The 17,081-nt window shown below is 70.2% G+C and carries 18 protein-coding genes and 1 pseudogene; 16 read left to right on the top strand and 3 right to left on the bottom strand.

Features of this window, described 5'->3' with window-relative positions:
• Positions 1 to 21: 21 nt before the first annotated feature.
• On the top strand, positions 22 to 399 hold the full coding sequence (locus tag OHS71_RS15525) for a TadE/TadG family type IV pilus assembly protein (RefSeq protein ID WP_328479972.1): 378 nt from the start codon (positions 22 to 24) through the stop codon (positions 397 to 399).
• 52 nt (positions 400 to 451) lie between these two features.
• Here OHS71_RS15525 and OHS71_RS15520 read toward each other — a convergent pair whose 3' ends face one another.
• Positions 452 to 1,654, bottom strand: coding sequence for an RNA-guided endonuclease InsQ/TnpB family protein (locus OHS71_RS15520; protein ID WP_328479971.1), 1,203 nt, complete (start codon positions 1,652 to 1,654; stop codon positions 452 to 454).
• A gap of 146 nt (positions 1,655 to 1,800) precedes the next feature.
• On the opposite strand from OHS71_RS15520, the gene OHS71_RS15515 reads away from it, so the two are divergent.
• The 9 genes from OHS71_RS15515 (at position 1,801) to OHS71_RS15475 (ending at position 9,631) form a co-directional block, all read left to right on the top strand.
• The gene (locus tag OHS71_RS15515; RefSeq protein ID WP_328479970.1) at positions 1,801 to 3,138 is read left to right on the top strand and encodes a CpaF family protein; all 1,338 of its coding nucleotides are present in this window, start codon (positions 1,801 to 1,803) and stop codon (positions 3,136 to 3,138) included.
• Positions 3,139 to 3,143: 5 nt separating this feature from the next.
• The gene (locus OHS71_RS15510) at positions 3,144 to 4,088 is read left to right on the top strand and encodes a type II secretion system F family protein (RefSeq protein ID WP_328484525.1); all 945 of its coding nucleotides are present in this window, start codon (positions 3,144 to 3,146) and stop codon (positions 4,086 to 4,088) included.
• A 19-nt stretch (positions 4,089 to 4,107) separates the two neighbouring features.
• On the top strand, positions 4,108 to 4,995 hold the full coding sequence (locus OHS71_RS15505; RefSeq protein ID WP_328479969.1) for a DUF5936 domain-containing protein: 888 nt from the start codon (positions 4,108 to 4,110) through the stop codon (positions 4,993 to 4,995).
• 18 nt (positions 4,996 to 5,013) lie between these two features.
• Positions 5,014 to 6,582 carry a sensor histidine kinase gene (locus OHS71_RS15500; RefSeq protein ID WP_443047165.1) on the top strand — a complete coding sequence of 523 codons (1,569 nt, stop codon included), beginning with the start codon at positions 5,014 to 5,016 and terminating at the stop codon, positions 6,580 to 6,582.
• A complete protein-coding gene (locus OHS71_RS15495) occupies positions 6,582 to 7,373 on the top strand; it encodes a response regulator transcription factor (protein ID WP_328479967.1) in 792 nt (263 codons plus the stop codon). Before OHS71_RS15500 ends, OHS71_RS15495 begins: the two co-directional genes overlap by 1 nt.
• Positions 7,374 to 7,481: 108 nt before the next feature.
• Positions 7,482 to 7,718: a Flp family type IVb pilin gene (locus OHS71_RS15490; protein WP_328479966.1), complete on the top strand. Its 237-nt coding sequence runs from the start codon at positions 7,482 to 7,484 to the stop codon at positions 7,716 to 7,718.
• Entirely contained in the window at positions 7,718 to 8,386 is a 669-nt protein-coding gene (locus OHS71_RS15485) for a pilus assembly protein TadG-related protein (RefSeq protein ID WP_328484524.1), read from the top strand. Before OHS71_RS15490 ends, OHS71_RS15485 begins: the two co-directional genes overlap by 1 nt.
• 34 nt (positions 8,387 to 8,420) lie before the next feature.
• The gene (locus tag OHS71_RS15480) at positions 8,421 to 9,005 is read left to right on the top strand and encodes a hypothetical protein (RefSeq protein WP_328479965.1); all 585 of its coding nucleotides are present in this window, start codon (positions 8,421 to 8,423) and stop codon (positions 9,003 to 9,005) included.
• Positions 9,006 to 9,013: 8 nt separating this feature from the next.
• Complete coding sequence (locus OHS71_RS15475; RefSeq protein ID WP_328479964.1) at positions 9,014 to 9,631, top strand: OmpA family protein; 618 nt, start codon at positions 9,014 to 9,016, stop codon at positions 9,629 to 9,631.
• Here the strand turns inward: OHS71_RS15475 and OHS71_RS15470 are convergent.
• Positions 9,606 to 9,872, bottom strand: coding sequence for a dihydrofolate reductase family protein (locus OHS71_RS15470; RefSeq protein ID WP_328484523.1), 267 nt, complete (start codon positions 9,870 to 9,872; stop codon positions 9,606 to 9,608). The two genes, OHS71_RS15475 and OHS71_RS15470, sit on opposite strands and share 26 nt — an antisense overlap.
• A gap of 89 nt (positions 9,873 to 9,961) precedes the next feature.
• On the opposite strand from OHS71_RS15470, the gene OHS71_RS15465 reads away from it, so the two are divergent.
• Positions 9,962 to 10,366, top strand: a complete 405-nt coding sequence (locus tag OHS71_RS15465; RefSeq protein WP_328479963.1) for a DUF192 domain-containing protein — start codon at positions 9,962 to 9,964, stop codon at positions 10,364 to 10,366.
• Positions 10,367 to 10,509: 143 nt separating this feature from the next.
• Here the strand turns inward: OHS71_RS15465 and OHS71_RS15460 are convergent.
• A pseudogene (locus OHS71_RS15460) lies at positions 10,510 to 11,280 on the bottom strand (RNA-guided endonuclease TnpB family protein); the annotation flags it as partial.
• Positions 11,281 to 11,367: 87 nt separating this feature from the next.
• Between OHS71_RS15460 and OHS71_RS15455 the strand changes: the two are divergent.
• The 5 genes from OHS71_RS15455 to OHS71_RS15435 all read left to right on the top strand — a co-directional run bounded on the left by OHS71_RS15455 (position 11,368) and on the right by OHS71_RS15435 (position 16,989).
• The gene (locus OHS71_RS15455; protein ID WP_328479962.1) at positions 11,368 to 12,162 is read left to right on the top strand and encodes a class I SAM-dependent methyltransferase; all 795 of its coding nucleotides are present in this window, start codon (positions 11,368 to 11,370) and stop codon (positions 12,160 to 12,162) included.
• Between the two features lie 514 nt (positions 12,163 to 12,676).
• Positions 12,677 to 13,450 carry an isoprenyl transferase gene (locus OHS71_RS15450; RefSeq protein ID WP_328479961.1) on the top strand — a complete coding sequence of 258 codons (774 nt, stop codon included), beginning with the start codon at positions 12,677 to 12,679 and terminating at the stop codon, positions 13,448 to 13,450.
• Between the two features lie 336 nt (positions 13,451 to 13,786).
• Positions 13,787 to 15,112: a PhoH family protein gene (locus tag OHS71_RS15445; RefSeq protein WP_328479960.1), complete on the top strand. Its 1,326-nt coding sequence runs from the start codon at positions 13,787 to 13,789 to the stop codon at positions 15,110 to 15,112.
• Between the two features lie 421 nt (positions 15,113 to 15,533).
• A complete protein-coding gene (locus OHS71_RS15440; protein WP_328479959.1) occupies positions 15,534 to 16,208 on the top strand; it encodes a transglycosylase SLT domain-containing protein in 675 nt (224 codons plus the stop codon).
• A gap of 58 nt (positions 16,209 to 16,266) precedes the next feature.
• Positions 16,267 to 16,989 carry a transglycosylase SLT domain-containing protein gene (locus tag OHS71_RS15435; protein ID WP_328479958.1) on the top strand — a complete coding sequence of 241 codons (723 nt, stop codon included), beginning with the start codon at positions 16,267 to 16,269 and terminating at the stop codon, positions 16,987 to 16,989.
• The last annotated feature ends 92 nt before the right edge of the window (positions 16,990 to 17,081 follow it).

Below are 17,081 nucleotides of genomic sequence, written 5' to 3'. Positions count from 1 at the left end.
CGCAGGCGCCGGAGCAGGGGCATGGGCGGAAGACGGGGCAGGCGCGAGCGCAGCCCCGCGGGCGGCGGCGACCGGGGCCAGGTGGCCCTGGAGTACCTCGGGTTCCTGCCGCTCCTCCTCCTGGTCGCCCTGGCGGCCGTACAGCTCGGCCTGATCGCGTACGCGGCGCAGCAGGCGGGCACGGCGGCACGCGCGGGGGCGCGCAGCGCGTCGCTGCGCGAGGACTACACCGGGGACTGCGCGCAGGCGGCCAGCAGTTGGCTGCACGCGACCTGCTCGGCCGCGTACCTCGGCGACGAGGTCCGCGTCACCTCCACCGTCACCATCCCGTCCGTCATCCCCGGCTTCGGGGAGTCCGAGGCGCACAAGACGGCCACGATGCCGGTCGACCACCACTAGGAGGGAAGGGCATCCGACTTGACTTCCTCCCCCTCGTGAACGAGGGGGATTCCTACGGCTCGCGCCGTGGGGGTTTCTGCTTCATCACCGACCGCCCCGTCCGGGAGGACTCCCGTTGAGGTCTTACACCAGCTCCACAGACAGACACCGCCAGCCCGGCGGCCAGAAGATTGTTCGCCGCGTTCACGTCCCGGTCGTGGACCGCACCGCACTCGCACGTCCAGGTACGGACGTTCAGCGGCAGCTTCGCCCGGACCGTGCCGCAGGCACCGCACAGTTTCGAGCTGGGGAAGAAGCGGTCGACGACCACGAGTTCCCGCCCGTACCAGGCGGTCTTGTACTCCAGCATCGTCCGCAGCTCTCTCCACGAGGCGTCGGAGATCGCGCGCGCGAGGCGGTGGTTCCTGACCATGTTGCGGACGGTGAGGTCCTCGATCACGACCGTTTGGTTCTCACGGACGAGCCGGGTGGTCAGCTTGTGCAGGATGTCCCGGCGCCGGTCGGCGATCCGGGCATGGATACGGGCGACCTTCCGGCGCGCCTTGGCGCGGTTGGCCCCGTCGCCCCTGGCCTTGCGGGACAGCTCCCGCTGGGCTTTGGCCAGCCGGGTGCGGTCCTTGCGCTCATGCCGGGGGTTGGTGATCTTCTCTCCGGTGGAGAGCGTCAGCAGGGACGTGATCCCCGCGTCGACACCGACCGCGTTCGTGGTGGCCGGGGCGGGTGGGATCGTGTCGTCGCAGAGCAGCGACACGAACCAGCGCCCCGCCGCGTCCTGGGACACGGTCACCGTGGACGGCTGCGCCCCCTCCGGCAAAGGCCGCGACCACACGATGTCCAGCGGCTCAGCCATCTTCGCGAGAGTCAGCCGCCCTTCACGGAAGCGGAAACCACTGGTGGTGTACTCCGCGCTCCTGCGGGACTTCTTCCTCGACTTGAAACGCGGGTACCGCGCCTGCTTGCCGAAGAAGTTCGTGAACGCCACCTGAAGGTGCCGCAACGCCTGCTGGAGCGGAACCGACGACACCTCACCCAGGTAGGCCAGCTCCTGCGTCCTCTTCCACGCGGTGAGCATCGCGGACGTCTGGTTGTAGTTGACCCGCTCCTGCCGCACCCACGCCTGCGTACGGGCGTCGAGCGCCAGGTTGTAGACCTTCCGCACGCATCCGAAGGTGCGCGACAGCTCAGCCGCCTGCGCGTCCGTCGGACGGAAGCGGTACTTGAACGCCCGCTTCACCTGCTTCGTGGTCACGCTCACAAACTAGCGCCCTTGCTGGTTACCCTCAAATCTGCGGGTCAGAGCACTCGGATCCGCCCTGGCGGCGAACCCCAGCTCCCTGCCCTGCTCCGCAGGAGTCCGATTCCTCCCCGGCCCGAAGGCCGGGGTTTCCTCGGAGGTATCCGATGAGCCTGCGGGCACGCATCACCTCACCCGAGGAGAACGGCGGCCGGGGCGAGGACGGCCACCTGGTCTCCTCCTACCGCGCCAAGCTGCTGGAGGAGATCGACCTCGCCGAGATGAGTTCGCTGGCGGCGGCCGAGCGCCGGGCGCGGCTGGAGCGGGTGCTCGGGCACATCATCAGCCGCGAGGGGCCCGTCCTGTCGACGACGGAGCGCTCCCAGCTGATCCGCCGCGTCGTCGACGAGGCACTCGGCCTGGGCATCCTGGAGCCGCTCCTCGAGGACGCCTCGATCACCGAGATCATGGTGAACGGCCCCGACGCGATCTTCGTCGAACGGGGTGGCCGGGTGGAGCAGCTCCCCCTCCGCTTCGCCTCGAACGACCAGCTGATGCAGACCATCGAGCGCATCGTCTCCACCGTCAACCGCCGGGTCGACGAGACGAACCCGATGGTCGACGCACGGCTGCCGTCGGGCGAACGGGTCAACGTCATCATCCCGCCCCTGTCGCTGACCGGCCCCACCCTCACCATCCGCCGCTTCCCGCGCTCCTTCACCCTGCACGAGCTGATCGGCTTCGGCTCGCTGGACGAGCAGATGCTGTACCTGCTGGCCGGCCTGGTGCAGGCCAAGTTCAACGTGATCGTCTCGGGCGCCACGGGCACCGGCAAGACGACCCTGCTGAACGCCCTCTCCGGTCTGATCCCGGACGGCGAACGCATCATCACCATCGAGGACTCGGCGGAACTCCAGCTCCAGCAGTCGCACGTCATCCGCCTGGAGTCCCGGCCCCCGAACGTCGAGGGCAACGGCCGCATCACCATCCGCGACCTGGTCCGCAACTCCCTGCGGATGCGGCCGGACCGGATCGTGGTCGGCGAGGTCCGCGGCGGCGAGTCCCTCGACATGCTCCAGGCGATGTCGACCGGCCATGACGGCTCCCTGGCCACGGTCCACGCCAACAGCGCGGAGGACGCCCTGATGCGCCTCCAGACCCTCGCCTCGATGTCGGACGTGGAGATCCCCTTCGTCGCGCTGCACGACCAGATCAACAGCGCGGTGGACGTCGTCGTCCAGCTCACCCGCTTCGCCGACGGCGCCCGCCGCATCACCGAGATAGCCCTCCTCGACAGCCACGGCGGAGAGCCCTACCGGCTGGCGACGATCGCCCGCTTCGACGCCCGGCCGATGTCCGCCGACGGCCGCGTCCACGGCGTCTTCGAGTACTTCCCCCTCACGCGCCGCACCGCGGACCGGCTGTACATGGCCGGCCAGCCGATCCCCCAGGCGTTCGGGGTGGCGCACGCGGCACACGAACTGACGACAAGGGAAGCCCGGTGACGCCGATGGACCTCGACACCCTGATCGCCCTCACCACCGGCGTGACCGCGCTGACCTGCGCCCTGGCCGTCGCTGGCCTGCACGCCTACGGACAGGGCCGGGCCCGACGGGCGGAGCTGGTGGAACGGCTCACCCGCACCGGCGGGCTCCCCGACACCGGCCGCGGACGCCGGTTCCGCACCCTGGACCGCCGGCTGCGCCGCACGGAAACGGGCCGCAAGCTGGAACGGAAACTGGCGGCGACCGGCCTGGACGTGACACCCGGCGAGTTCTTCGTCTACATGCTGGCGGCGGTGACCGGCCTGTGGCTGATCGGCCAGGCCACCCTGGCCCCCTTCTTCGGCCCGATCGCCGGCCTCCTGGGCGTCTGGGCGGCCTGGCAGTTCCTCAACTGGCAGCGCCAGAAACGCATCGAGAGGTTCATCAACCAACTCCCGGAACTCGCCCGCATCCTGGCCAACGCCACCCACGCCGGCCTCGCGCTGCGCACCGCGATCGGCATGGCGGCGGAGGAGCTGGAGGCCCCGGCGGGCGAGGAACTGGCCAAGGTGGCCAACCAGTTGGCGGTGGGCCACTCCATGGACGACGCCCTCGGTGAACTCGCCGACCGCCTTCCCTCCCGTGAACTGGTCGTCCTCGTCACCACCCTCGTCCTCTCCAACCGCGCGGGCGGCCAGGTCGTCGGGGCCCTGCGGAACCTGACCGAGACGCTGGAGGAGCGCAAGGAGACCCGGCGTGAGGTGCGGACCCAGCTGTCGCAGGTGAACATGACGTCCTACGCGGTGCCGGCGCTCGGGGTGGGGGCGTTGTTCCTCATGAACAGCGTCGAGGACGGAACGCTGGACCGCATGACCGGATCGGCGGTCGGCCAGGCGTGCGTGATCATCGCGTTCGGTCTCTACGCGGTCGGCTTCGTCCTCATCCGCCGCATGTCCCGTATCGACGTCTGAGCAGGAGGTGGCACAGGGGATGGAACTTCTGCTCGCACTCGCCGTGGGTCTCAGTGTCTGGGGCATGTTCGCCGGCATCCGCATGTACCGGGCCGAGGTGAAGCTGCCCACCGACCTCGCGCTGGCCCTGGAGGTCGGCTCGACCCGTACGAGTGCCGTCGGCTCGCTCATCGACCGCATGGGCATGCGGTACGCCCCCGCCGTCCTGCGCCTGATGGGCCCCAGGCAGGTCACCCGCTACCGGCGCAGGATCGACCTCGCGGGCAACCCCGGCGGTCTGACGATCGACCGCTACGCGGCCCGGCGGGCGGTCTACGGCGCCATCGGCGCCCTCGGCGCGTTCGCCGCGCTGCTCCAGGGCAGCTTCTTCGTCGCGCTGCTCATGCTGGCCTTCGGCGTGTTCTGGTCCGAGGTCGGCATCTGGTCCGCGATCCGGGTCCGCAAGGACGCCATCGAACGGACCCTGCCCGACTTCCTCGACGTGCTCGCGGTGGTCGTGAGCGCGGGCCTCGGCTTCCGGCAGGCCCTCGACCGGGTGGCGTCCAGGTACGAGGGGCCCTGGGCGGACGAGATCCGCATCACCCTGCGTCAGATGGACCTGGGCGTGAGCCGCCGCGAGGCCTTCCAGGAGCTGCGCCGGCGCAACGACTCCGAGCAGGTCGCCATGTTCGTCACGGCACTCCAGCAGGGCGAGGAGCTCGGCGCGCCGATCGTCGACACGCTCGTCTCGATCGCCAAGGACATGCGCCGCACCGACGCGCAGAACGCGCGCCGCAAGGCGGCCCGGGCGGTCCCCAAGGCCACGCTGATGATCACGACGTTCATGGTCCCGGCGACGATGCTTCTCCTCGGCGCAGGGATGCTGCTCGGCTCCGGCACGGACTTCAGCTCGATCACGGGCGACTAGGCGGACGACATGACAGCCATGACCACGGCGACGACACGGGCGCGCGGAGCGGTACTGAGGCGCCGCCGCCGGGAACAGCAGCAACCGGTGACACCGGCCGGCCCCGCCCCGACGGCCACCGGTTCCGGGTCCACCGGTTCCGGGTCTGCCGGTTCCGGGTCCGCGGGTTCCGGGTCTGCCGGTTCCGGGTCCGCGGGTTCCGGGTTCAGCCGCCCCGGGTCTGCCAGTTCCGAGTCCACAGGTGCCGGGCCCACGGGTCCCGAGGTGACTGTTCCGGTGGGGGCCCCCGCCCCGGTCCCGGTGGAAGCCTCGGTCCTGGCGGGTGGCGCAGTCACCGGGGTGCCGATCCAGGAGGACGTCTCCCTCCAGGTCAACGCGCTTCAGGCGATGTGCCGGCAGGTGTTCGGGTTCCGTCTGGCCATGATCGCGCTCGCCACCCCCGCCGCGCTCCTCAACGCCGCCCCGGGCCTGGGCACCCGTCTGGTCGGCGCCGCCGTGGTCGTCACCTTCATGGGCTCCTACGTCCTCTTCCGCGACTGGGAACGCTTCGGCCCCCTCCTCCTGCGCCACCCCTCCCTCCTGGCCGTGGACACGCTGTTCGGCACCCTCCTGCTGATCTCGGCGGGGCCGGACACCACGCTCGCCTACGTCAGCGTCTGCACCCCGCTGCTGGCCGGCATCGTCTACGGCTGGCGGGGCGCCGCCTGCTTCGCGTCCCTTCAGTCGCTGATCCTGCTGCTGGTCCACGCGACCCTCGTGCGGGAGATCGGCGTCAGCCCCGCCGAGCGACTGCTGCTGCCGGGCCTGTGCGTCGTCACCGGCGCGATGGGCTCCTCGCTGCGCCATCTCATGCTCCGCTTCGGCGCGGCCACGCAGGCTCTGACCTCCGTCAAGGCCCGGCTGGCCGGCACCGAGGCGGTCGCCGCCGAACGCGCCCGGCTGGCCCGGGAGATGCACGACTCCGTGGCCAAGACACTGCACGGGGTGGCCCTCGCGGCGGACGCCCTGGCCCACTCGGCGGGCTCGCCGGGCATGGACCCGGTCATCGTGCGGCAACACGCCGAACTGGTCGCCCGGGCCGCGCGCCGGGCCGCCGCCGAGTCCCGCGAACTCCTCACCGACCTGCGGCGTGAGTCCGACCCGGCGCAGGTCGTCGACCTCCTGCCCGAACTCGCCGCGAACGCCCGTGGTTTCGAGGGGCGGACCGGCCTGCCGGTCAGCTATCGCGTCTCCGGTGACCGCGCCACGCTCCCCGTCCCGCCCGCGGTGGCCCGTCAGCTCCTCACGATCACCTCGGAGGCGATGGAGAACGCCCACCGCCACGCGGCCCCGTCCCACGTGGAGGTCCGAGCGGCCGTGAACGGCGAACTCCTCACCCTGAGCGTCCGCGACGACGGTCCCGGCCTCCCACCCGGCGCCACCCTCGAACAGCTGCGCCGCAGCGGCCACTTCGGCCTGGTGGGCATGGCCGAGCGGGCCGCCGCGGTCGGCGCCCGTATCCGCATCGGACACGGCCAGGACTCCCGGGGCACCGAGGTGCGCCTCGAACTGCCCCTGACCCGGCCCTTCGGAGAGGAGGTCGTCTGATGCCGGACCGACCGCCCCACCGCCCCGGCGCCGAACAGCCGGTCTTCCCCCCGGCGCCCCGTCCTTCCCCCGTGCGCGTGATCGTGGCCGACGACAACCCGGTGGTCCGCGCGGGCCTGACCGCCCTCCTCTCGGGCCGGGACGACATCACGGTCGTCGCGGAGGCGGCGGACGGCCGCGAGGCCTGCGAGGCCGCTCTCCGCCACCGCCCCGACGTCGTCCTCCTGGACGTCCGCATGCCGGGCGTGGACGGCCTCTCCGCGCTGCCCCACCTGGCGGCCCTCGCCCGCGTCGTGATGCTGACGTACAGCCATGAGCCCGAGATCGTCCGGGCGGCTCTGCGCGGCGGGGCCGGAGGCTACCTGGTCCACGGGGAGTTCACCGTGGAGGAACTGGTGTCGGCGGTGCGGGACGTGACCCGGGGCCGGGCCCACTTCACCCCGACTGCGGCGACAGCGGTGCTGGCACATCTACGGAGCGATGCGACTGCACACGCAGAAGTGGACTCATCCCCCCTATTTTCCTTGACTTCTGCGGAAGCGCTTTCGCAGTTGCAACCAACTGTGAGACATTCTTCCCCGGTATCCAGGGCGAGGTTCCGACTCAGCGCGAGGGAGGCGGAGATCATGGATCTCATCGTGTCGGGCATGAACAACCAGCAGATCGCCGCCACCTGCTTCATCAGCGAGAAGACGGTCAAGAACCACATCAACCGCATCTTCGCCAAGCTGCACAGCAGCAGCCGCTCCGAGGCCGCGGCCAAGTGGCTGGGCACGGCGGTGACCTCATGAGACTCCGACGGACTCACCCCTGGGCCCGGGATTGGGCCCAGGGACCCTTCTCCGCGGCGGACCAACGGCCGTACGGTGCCGGTCACGCCACCAACGGAGGGGAACGCCATGAGCGACCTGCTGCTGAAGACCGCCGTCGCGGCCAAGGTCCGGGTGAGCGGCTGGACGAACACGACAGCACGGGCCGTACGCCGCCGCGCGGAGGGCGATCGGGGACAGACCGCCGTCGAGTACCTGGGCATCATCGCGGTGGTGGTGGCGATCGTGGTCCTCATCGCCAACACCAACCTGGGCCAGACGATCGTGGACAAACTCAGGGCCCAGATCGCCAAGGTGGCTCCCTGATCCGACCGCGCGGGCACGGCGACGCAGGGCAGGTCTTCCCCATCTACATCACGGTGGTGGCGGGCCTGCTCTTTCTCGCGTTCGCGTACTTCGCGGTCGGCCAGGCGGCGGTGAACCGCAACGGCGCGCAGACGGCCGCCGACGCTGCGGCGTTGGCGGCCGCCCAGGAGACCAGGGACGGTCTCGCCGACCTGTGGGTGGCCGATGTGCTGGACCCGTCGAAGTGGCTGGGCATCTTCGAGGGGGAGGGCGGCGAGAACGCATGCTGGCGGGCGGGCCAGTTGGCGGCGCTGAACGACGCGGGCGACGTCGACTGCGTGCCGGACGGCCCCCTGGGGTACCGCGTCACCGTCCGGGCGAACAAGTCTGCGGGTGACTCCGTGATCCCGGTGACGAGCACCACGAAGGCGCACGCCTCGGCTACCGCGGTGATCGAGTCGCTGTGCACGTTCGATCCGCCCCCCGAGCCGTCACCCGAGCCGTCGACCGAGCCACCGGTCGAGCCGTCTGGCCGGCCATCGGGTGAACCGCCGGACGAAGATGCCGGGAACGACGTGCTGCCGACGCTCAACTGCGAGGGTGGCGTGGACTGGAAGCTGGATCCGAGAGACCTCACCGAGCTCCCCGGCCCCGAGGATCTCTTCGACGTCCACCTGGCCACCGACTGATGTGCGATCGACGAGTGCAGAAAGAAGCGGAGTGATGAGCATGCGGTTCACGGCGAAAGCCCGCAGGGGGATGGTCGCGCTGGCCGTCGTGGCCGGGCTGGCTCTCGGCGCCACCGCCTGCGGTGGGGGCGGAGGAGACGACGACAAGAAACCGCAGGGTTCGCCGTCCGCCTCCAAAACCGGTGGATCAAAGCCCAACCCGCAGGAAGGGGACTCGGCGGAACCGATCGCCGAGCTGAAGGGCCCGAGCGGTCTGCTGCTCCAGATCACTTCCGCCGTGCGCGATTCGGGCGGTTTCGTCACAGTCAACGGTGCCCTGAAGAACGACAGCGGCGCGGAGGCAGTGATCCCCTCCGCTTTGAGCGGCAACGAGACCGAGATCATCAACAACGGACTGTCCCTCGGCGGCGCCACCCTCGTCGATTCCAAGAGCAAGAAGCGCTATTACGTCCTCCGCGACACCGAAGGCCGGCCCCTCACGACGACCGGTTTCTCGACCCTCAAGGCCGGCGAATCCATCGACGTCTTCCTCCAGTTCCCCGCGCCCCCCGCGGGCTCGGCGGACGTCTCCTTCCAACTCCCGCTGTTCCCCAGCGGGGTCATCCAGATCTCCGGGTGAGGCCGACCATGACCCCGCGTCTCGCTCTCGCGGTGGCCGTGGCCACCCTCGTGATCATCGGGATGGCCCCGGCCGCCGAAGCCGACACGACCCCCAGCGTCCCGCCCGGCACCGAACCCACCGCCACCGCGCCCGTCGAGGTCGACCCCAACGACCCCGACCTCAAACTCCCCGAGGGCGGCACTCTCGCGAAGCCCAAGGTGCTGGACATCAAGCAGGTCGTCGAGGACGAGTCCGGTGACGAGCGCCGGGAGGACACCAACGCGGACGTGACCTTCGCGCTCCAGGCCGAGGTCCTCTTCGGCAAGGACAGCGCGAAGCTGGGTGCGGAGGCGAAGTCCCGTATCGCCACGATCGCCGCGGAGATCAAGAAGCAGAACAACACCACCGTGGTGCGGGTGTTCGGCTTCACGGACAACCTGGGCTCGTCCGCACACGGCGACGTCCTGTCGAAGCAGCGGGCGGACGCCGTGCAGGCGGAACTGGCGGGCGATCTGAACGACCCGGACATCACCTTCGAGGTCCGCGGTTACGGCGAGCAGTACCCCATCTCCGACAACTCGACCGAGGCCGGCCGTAAGAAGAACCGCCGGGTGGAGGTCACGTTCCCGCGCACGACCGGCTGACCCTCGCCTGCCGGCCCCCGGCTTCCGTGTCCGCCGTCATTTCTTCGCCGCGCGCCCGCCGGTAGTGGAGCAGTACGAGCCCGTTGGCGAAGGTCCGGGACCGCACGAGGCCGAGGGCGGCCATGGCGTCGGTGCGGGGGAACAGGGGTGTGCCGCGGCCGATGAGGACGGGGTGGACGCACAGGTGGATCTCGTGGACGCGGCCCTGGCGGAGGAAGGACGCGGCGAGACCGGCGCGCATCACGCATCACGCACCTCGTCGGCTCGGCGTGCGGGCGGAGTCACCGGACGGTGGGAAGGGTAGGCCGTGGACGACGCGAAGGGTGGGACATGAGGCGCTGGCGTGACGGGCGGGGCCGGATGACGGTGCACAGGGCCGGGGACGGGGAAGGCGGGGCGGTCGTGACCGTCCCGCTGGAGGTCGCCACCTCCTACCGGGCCCGCACCAAGGGGCTCCTGGGCCGGGACTCCGTCGACGGCGCGCTGCTGCTGTCCCCCGCGTCCGGTATCCACACCTTCCGCATGCGCATCCCCATCGACGTCGCCTACCTGACCCGCGACCTCACCGTCCTGGCCGTCCGCACCATGCGCCCCGGCCTCCTGGGCCGACCGCGTCTGCGGGCCCGACACGTCCTGGAGGCGGAGGCGGGGGCCATGGCGGGCTGGGGGATGAAGGCGGGGGCGCGCGTCACGGTCGAGACGGGGCCGCCGGCGGATCCGGAAGCGTCGGGCTGAGCGGGTCCGGACGCCAGGCCCGCCGACGACCGCGCCCCCGCATAAAAAACACCGGCGTCCGCCCCCCTGGCCTCGCCCCCCGCCGCCCCCCGCCTGCGACGATCCCCTCTTGACTTCCTCCCCCTCGTGAACGAGGGGGATTCCTACGGCTCGCGCCGTGGGGGTTTCTGCTTCATCACCGACCGCCCCGTCCGGGAGGACTCCCGTTGAGGTCTTACACCAGCTCCACAGACAGACACCGCCAGCCCGGCGGCCAGAAGGTTGTTCGCCGCGTTCACGTCCCGGTCGTGGACCGCACCGCACTCGCACGTCCAGGTACGGACGTTCAGCGGCAGCTTCGCCCGGACCGTGCCGCAGGCACCGCACAGTTTCGAGCTGGGGAAGAAGCGGTCGACGACCACGAGTTCCCGCCCGTACCAGGCGGTCTTGTACTCCAGCATCGTCCGCAGCTCTCTCCACGAGGCGTCGGAGATCGCGCGCGCGAGGCGGTGGTTCCTGACCATGTTGCGGACGGTGAGGTCCTCGATCACGACCGTTTGGTTCTCACGGACGAGCCGGGTGGTCAGCTTGTGCAGGATGTCCCGGCGCCGGTCGGCGATCCGGGCATGGATACGGGCGACCTTCCGGCGCGCCTTGGCGCGGTTGGCCCCGTCGCCCCTGGCCTTGCGGGACAGCTCCCGCTGGGCTTTGGCCAGCCGGGTGCGGTCCTTGCGCTCATGCCGGGGGTTGGTGATCTTCTCTCCGGTGGAGAGCGTCAGCAGGGACGTGATCCCCGCGTCGACACCGACCGCGTTCGTGGTGGCCGGGGCGGGTGGGATCGTGTCGTCGCAGAGCAGCGACACGAACCAGCGCCCCGCCGCGTCCTGGGACACGGTCACCGTGGACGGCTGCGCCCCCTCCGGCAAAGGCCGCCCTGGCGGCGAACCCCAGCTCCCTGCCCTGCTCCGCAGGAGTCCGATTCCTCCCCGGCCCGAAGGCCGGGGTTTCCTCGGAGGTATCCGATGAAGGACGACGACCACGACACACGCCCCGCCTTCGAAGACCTTCTCGCCGAAGGGGCGGCCGTCCCCACCGAAGGGTGGGACTTCTCCTGGTTCGAGGGGCGGGCCACCGAGGCGCGGCCCTCGTGGGGGTACGCGATGTCGCTGGCCGGGCGGCTGGCGGACGCGAGCACCGCGCTCGACGTGCAGACCGGGGGCGGTGAGGTCCTGGACTTCGCGCTCGGCCGGGTGGCCCCCCGGGCCCCCGTGCTCACCGTCGCCACGGAGGGCTGGCCCGCGAACGTCGCCAAGGCCACCGCCCTGCTGCGCCCGCGTGGTATCGCGGTCGTCGCGTCCCCGGAGGACGCCCCGCTGCCCTTCGCGGACGCCGCCTTCGACCTGGTCGCCAGCAGGCATCCGGTACGGCCCCTGTGGGGCGAGATCGCCCGTGTGCTCCGGCCCGGCGGGACCTATTTCGCCCAGCATGTGGGCCCGCGCAGCGTCTTCGAGCTGGTCGAGTACTTCCTGGGGCCGCAGCCGGAGACGGTGAGCAGTGCCCGGCATCCCGAGCGCGAGCGGGCCGGGGCGGAGGCGGCGGGGCTCGAGGTCGTCGATCTGCGGACCGAACGGCTCCGCGTCGAGTTCCACGACATCGCCGCGGTGGTCCACTTCCTGCGCAAGGTGGTGTGGATGGTCCCCGGCTTCACGGTGGAGACCTATCGGCCCCGACTGCGCGCACTGCACGAACAGATCGAGGCCGAGGGCCCGTTCGTCGCGCACAGCACCCGCCACCTCTTCGAGGCCCGCCGCGCCTAGCCGAGGATTGGCCGGGAACCGCCCCCGGCCTCGCCGCACTCCTGCATCCGCTCCCGCAGGCCCGGCGCCGAGAGGGGCGAGCGGCGCCGACCGCGTCAAGGGGACGTTCGTGGCCGGGTAGCCCGTCAGAGGGACGAGGGGACGAGCGGCCCAGGGAGGCTCAAACCGCCCCGCAACCTCTACTTTGCCCGGCAAACGTGCCCATTCTCCTGAGAATCCGCCGTGTTCCGGCCATGAACCACTCAGGAACAACGCCTCAGACGGCCACCGTCGTGTTGTCGGGCGACTTCGGAGAGTAGTTGTGGCGTGCCGATGCGCGCAGCATCACTTACGAAGGGTTATGGTGGAAACCCCCCCTCGGGCCGGTCCGTCTCCCCCCCACGGACCGGCCCGTTTTTTTGTCCGGAGCCCCCGGCGCGGAGGTCGCGCCTCCCACCCGCGTCACCGGCGAGAGCCTCACAGGGGTAGGCTGCGCCCCGCGGGGACCGCACCGTACGGAGGGGCTGACAATCACGTGAACCTGCGCGACAAGCTGCGCGGCCTTCTGGTCAGGCTGTACGCACGCCGGGTGGAAGGTCACCTGGACCACGCTCAGGTGCCCAAGCACATCGGCGTCATCATGGACGGCAACCGACGCTGGGCGAAGGCCGCGGGTTCCACCACCGAGCACGGCCACCGCGCCGGTGCGGAGAAGATCGAGGAGTTCCTCGGCTGGTGCACCGAGACGGACGTCGAGGTCGTCACCCTCTGGCTGCTGTCGACGGACAACCTCGACCGGCCCGACGACGAACTCGTCCCCCTCCTCGGCATCATCGAGGACGTCGTCCGCACCCTGGCCGCCGACGGCCGCTGGCGCGTCCACCACGTGGGCACCCCCGACATCCTCCCCTCCCATGTGCAGACCGCGCTGAAGGTCGCCGAGGAGTCCACCGCGCACGTCGACGGGATACTGGTCAACGTCGCCATCGGCTACGGCGGCCGCCAGGAGATCGCCGACGCCGTGCGCTCGATGATCGTGGACGCGGCCGACAGGGGCACCTCGATGGAGGCCCTCGCGGACTCCGTCAGCGTCGACCTGATCGGCCGCCACCTGTACACCGGCGCCCAGCCCGACCCCGATCTGGTCATCCGGACCAGCGGTGAGCAGCGGTTGTCCGGATTCATGCTGTGGCAGACGGCCCATGCGGAGTACTACTTCTGCGAGGTCTTCTGGCCGGCCTTCCGCAAGGTGGACTTCCTGCGCGCGCTGCGCGACTACGCCGCCCGTCACCGCCGCTACGGCGGCTGAGCGCAGACCGGCGGGCGCCCTTCGAGGGCGCCTCGTATACCCCCGTCACGGGTGGAAGTAACACGGAGTTCACCGGCGCGCCGTCATATGCCGTGGCATGGCGGCGCATGTTCGAGGGCATAAGCCAAGCAGGTCGACGCCCGAACCACGGGTGTCGGATCTCAGCGGACGGCACGGGGCCGTCCGCCCGGGAGGCCCTTTGCACCAGCCCGACCGTGCGGTCACGGCACGGAAGAAGCAGCGGGGGGCCGGTTCTCGGCCCGTGCGAAGCGGCCGCGTACCGGTCCAGCTCCACTCCGTCGCTCCCCGACCTCATCCGAGGGGGTACGTCCTTCCGTGGTGACCAGCACAAAGCGCCGTATGCCAGACCGGCGCACCTATGTTCTCGACACCAGCGTTCTGCTGGCCGACCCGAACGCCCTGACCCGCTTCGACGAGCACGAGGTCGTGCTCCCCATCGTCGTGGTCACGGAACTGGAGGCCAAGCGGCACCATCCGGAACTCGGCTACTTCGCCCGGCAGGCCCTGCGTCTGCTGGACGACTACCGGGTGAAGTTCGGTCGCCTCGACGCCCCCATCCCGATCGGGGAACTCGGCGGCACCGTCCGTGTCGAGCTCAACCACTCGGACCCCAGCGTGCTGCCTTCCGGCTACCGCCTGGGCGACAACGACTCCCGCATCCTCGCGGTCGCCCGCAATCTCCAGGCCGAGGGCTTCGACGTCACGGTCGTGTCGAAGGACCTCCCGCTCAGGATCAAGGCGTCGTCGGTCGGACTCCTCGCCGAGGAGTACCGCGCCGAACTCGCCATCACGGGCTCCTCCGGGTGGACCGGAATGTCCGAACTGACCCTGTCCGGTGAGCAGGTGGACATCCTCTTCGAGGAGGGGCACATCCATGTGCCCGAGGCCGCCGACCTTCCCGTGCACACCGGTCTGACCATCCAGTCGGAGCGGGGCAAGGCCCTGGGCCGGGTCACGGCCGACGGGAACGTCCGTCTGGTGCGCGGCGACCGCGAGGCGTTCGGCATCAAGGGACGCAGCGCCGAGCAGCGCATCGCGCTCGACCTGCTGCTCGACCCGGACGTCGGGATCCTGTCGATGGGCGGCCGGGCCGGCACCGGCAAGTCCGCGCTCGCGCTCTGCGCGGGTCTGGAGGCGGTCCTGGAGCGCCGCCAGCACCAGAAGGTGATGGTCTTCCGGCCGCTGTACGCGGTGGGCGGGCAGGAACTGGGCTATCTGCCCGGTTCCGAGGCCGACAAGATGGGCCCCTGGGCGCAGGCCGTCTTCGACACGCTGTCCGCGGTCACCAGCCGCGAGGTCATCGAAGAGGTCACCGCGCGCGGGATGCTGGAGGTCCTGCCCCTGACGCACATCCGGGGCCGCTCCCTCCACGACGCCTTCGTGATCGTCGACGAGGCGCAATCCCTGGAACGGAATGTGCTTCTCACCGTTCTGTCCCGGATCGGCGCGAATTCCCGGGTGGTTCTGACCCACGATGTCGCGCAAAGGGACAATCTGCGAGTGGGCCGGTACGACGGTGTGGTCGCCGTCGTCGAGAAACTGAAGGGGCATCCGCTCTTCGCACACGTCACGCTGAACCGGTCCGAGAGGTCCCAGATCGCGGCGCTTGTGACCGAAATGCTGGAGGATGGACAGATCTGAATGACCCGCCCCAATTGATGGGACACGTGCGGTGATTGGCGCCGTCCGACAAAGGCTGTGAGCCTAGTCGGGCGGCGCCGACGTGTGTGGGGGTTTCGCGAAATCCCCAGGGTCCCCAGAGGTGTGAGCTTTCACACGCAACTCGGAATTGCCTTGCACAGTCTGGTTACGGCAAAGTCTCAGTCCTGTCAGGCCCCGCATGCGACACATCTGTGCCCCCAGCAGTCCGGCACCGCTTGAGCATCACCGTCAACTCCATACCGACCGTCGTATGCCGCCCGTGCACCACGCGGCGCTCCCCTCCCGGGAGTTGCCCACCGGGCCCGTGTCTCCTGTGACCCCGCAGTTCGGAGACCAGCGTCAAGGGCACGATTGCGTCCGCCAGGGTCACCGAAGCGGGCGATGCTGGAAGGAAAACCGTGTGAGCCGGATCTCGGTCCGGGGATTCGCAGTGGCTTCGGCCACGGCGGTCACCGCTGTCGGAAGCGTCGTCGGCGTTGCCTCGGGAAGTGTCGCGCAGGCCAACGACGCAGAAGCGACGGCAAGCGACGCGACGCTCCTCGCTGACATACCTGCCGGCCAGCAGGCCCAGGTGCAGACGGCGTCCCTGACGCAGCAGGCCAACGTACAGGCCATTGCCGCGGACGAGGGCGCGAAGAAGGACGCCGAGGAAGCGGCCCGCATGGCCGCCGCCAAGTCGGCCGTCGCGAAGAAGAAGGCCGCCGAGAAGGCCGCCAAGGAGCGCGCGGAGGCCAAGACCAAGGCCAGCCGCAGCGCGGGCGACTTCCCGATCCAGGGCTCCTACTCCATCGCGCAGATCCAGGCGATGGCGGCGCAGATGGTGCCCAGCGGTCAGTTCCAGTGCTTCAGCAACATCGTGGACCACGAGTCCAGCTGGAACTACCACGCCGTGAACGCCTCGTCCGGCGCCTACGGACTCTTCCAGGCCCTGCCCGCCGGCAAGTACGCGTCGGCCGGCTCCGACTGGCAGACCAACCCGGCCACCCAGATCAAGTGGGGCCTCAACTACATGGACAGCCGGTACGGCAGCCCCTGTGAGGCGTGGTCGTTCTGGCAGGCCAACCACTGGTACTGAGACCGTGCGGCCCTGGTCGTTCAACCCTTCATCCGACGGCACAACAGAAGGAAACCGCGTGAGCCGGATATCGGCCCGGGGATTCGCCGTGGCCTCGGCCACCGCGGTCACCACTGTGGGCGCTGTCATGGGAGTCGCCCAGGGCAGCGTGGCCCAGCCCAACGACGACGCCGAGGCGTCGGCGGGCGAATCGACCCTCCTCGCCGACTTACCGGTAGGACAGCAGGCCCGGGTACAGACGGCCTCGCTGACCCAGCAGGCCGACGTCCAGGCCATCTCGGCGGACACCACCGCCAGGAAGGCGGCGGAGGAATCCGCCCGCAAGCAGGCGGCGAAGGACGCGGTGGCCAAGCAGAAGGCCGCCGTGGCCAAGGAGAAGGCCGCCAAGGAAGCCAAGGAAGCCAAGGACAAGGCGGCCGCGCAGACCAAGGCGGCAACCGAGATCGCCTCGACCTCCTCGGCCGGTGACTTCCCGCAGCAGGCGTCGTACAGCGTGTCCGAGGTGCAGGCGATCGCCCGTCAGATGGTGCCCAGCGGCCAGTTCCAGTGCTTCAGCAACATCGTGGACCACGAGTCCACCTGGAACTACCGGGCGGTCAACCCCTCCTCGGGCGCCTACGGTCTCGTCCAGGCCTATCCCGGGTCGAAGATGTCGTCCGCCGGCGCCGACTGGCGGACCAACCCGGCCACCCAGATCAAGTGGGGCCTGAACTACATGAACGTCCGCTACGGCAGCCCCTGCGACGCCTGGGACTACTGGCTGGCCAACGGCTCGTACTGAGCCCCCGCCGTCACTGCCGCTCAACCCCGCACAGCCCCTCCCCGTCCTAGGGGGAGGGGCTTTCGCCCTGTACGGTCGGTACGGCCGGGACG

Origin of the sequence: Streptomyces sp. NBC_00377 (assembly GCF_036075115.1) — a bacterium.
Classification (GTDB): Bacteria; Actinomycetota; Actinomycetes; order Streptomycetales; family Streptomycetaceae; genus Streptomyces.
This window is presented reverse-complemented; position numbering and strand designations above follow the sequence as displayed.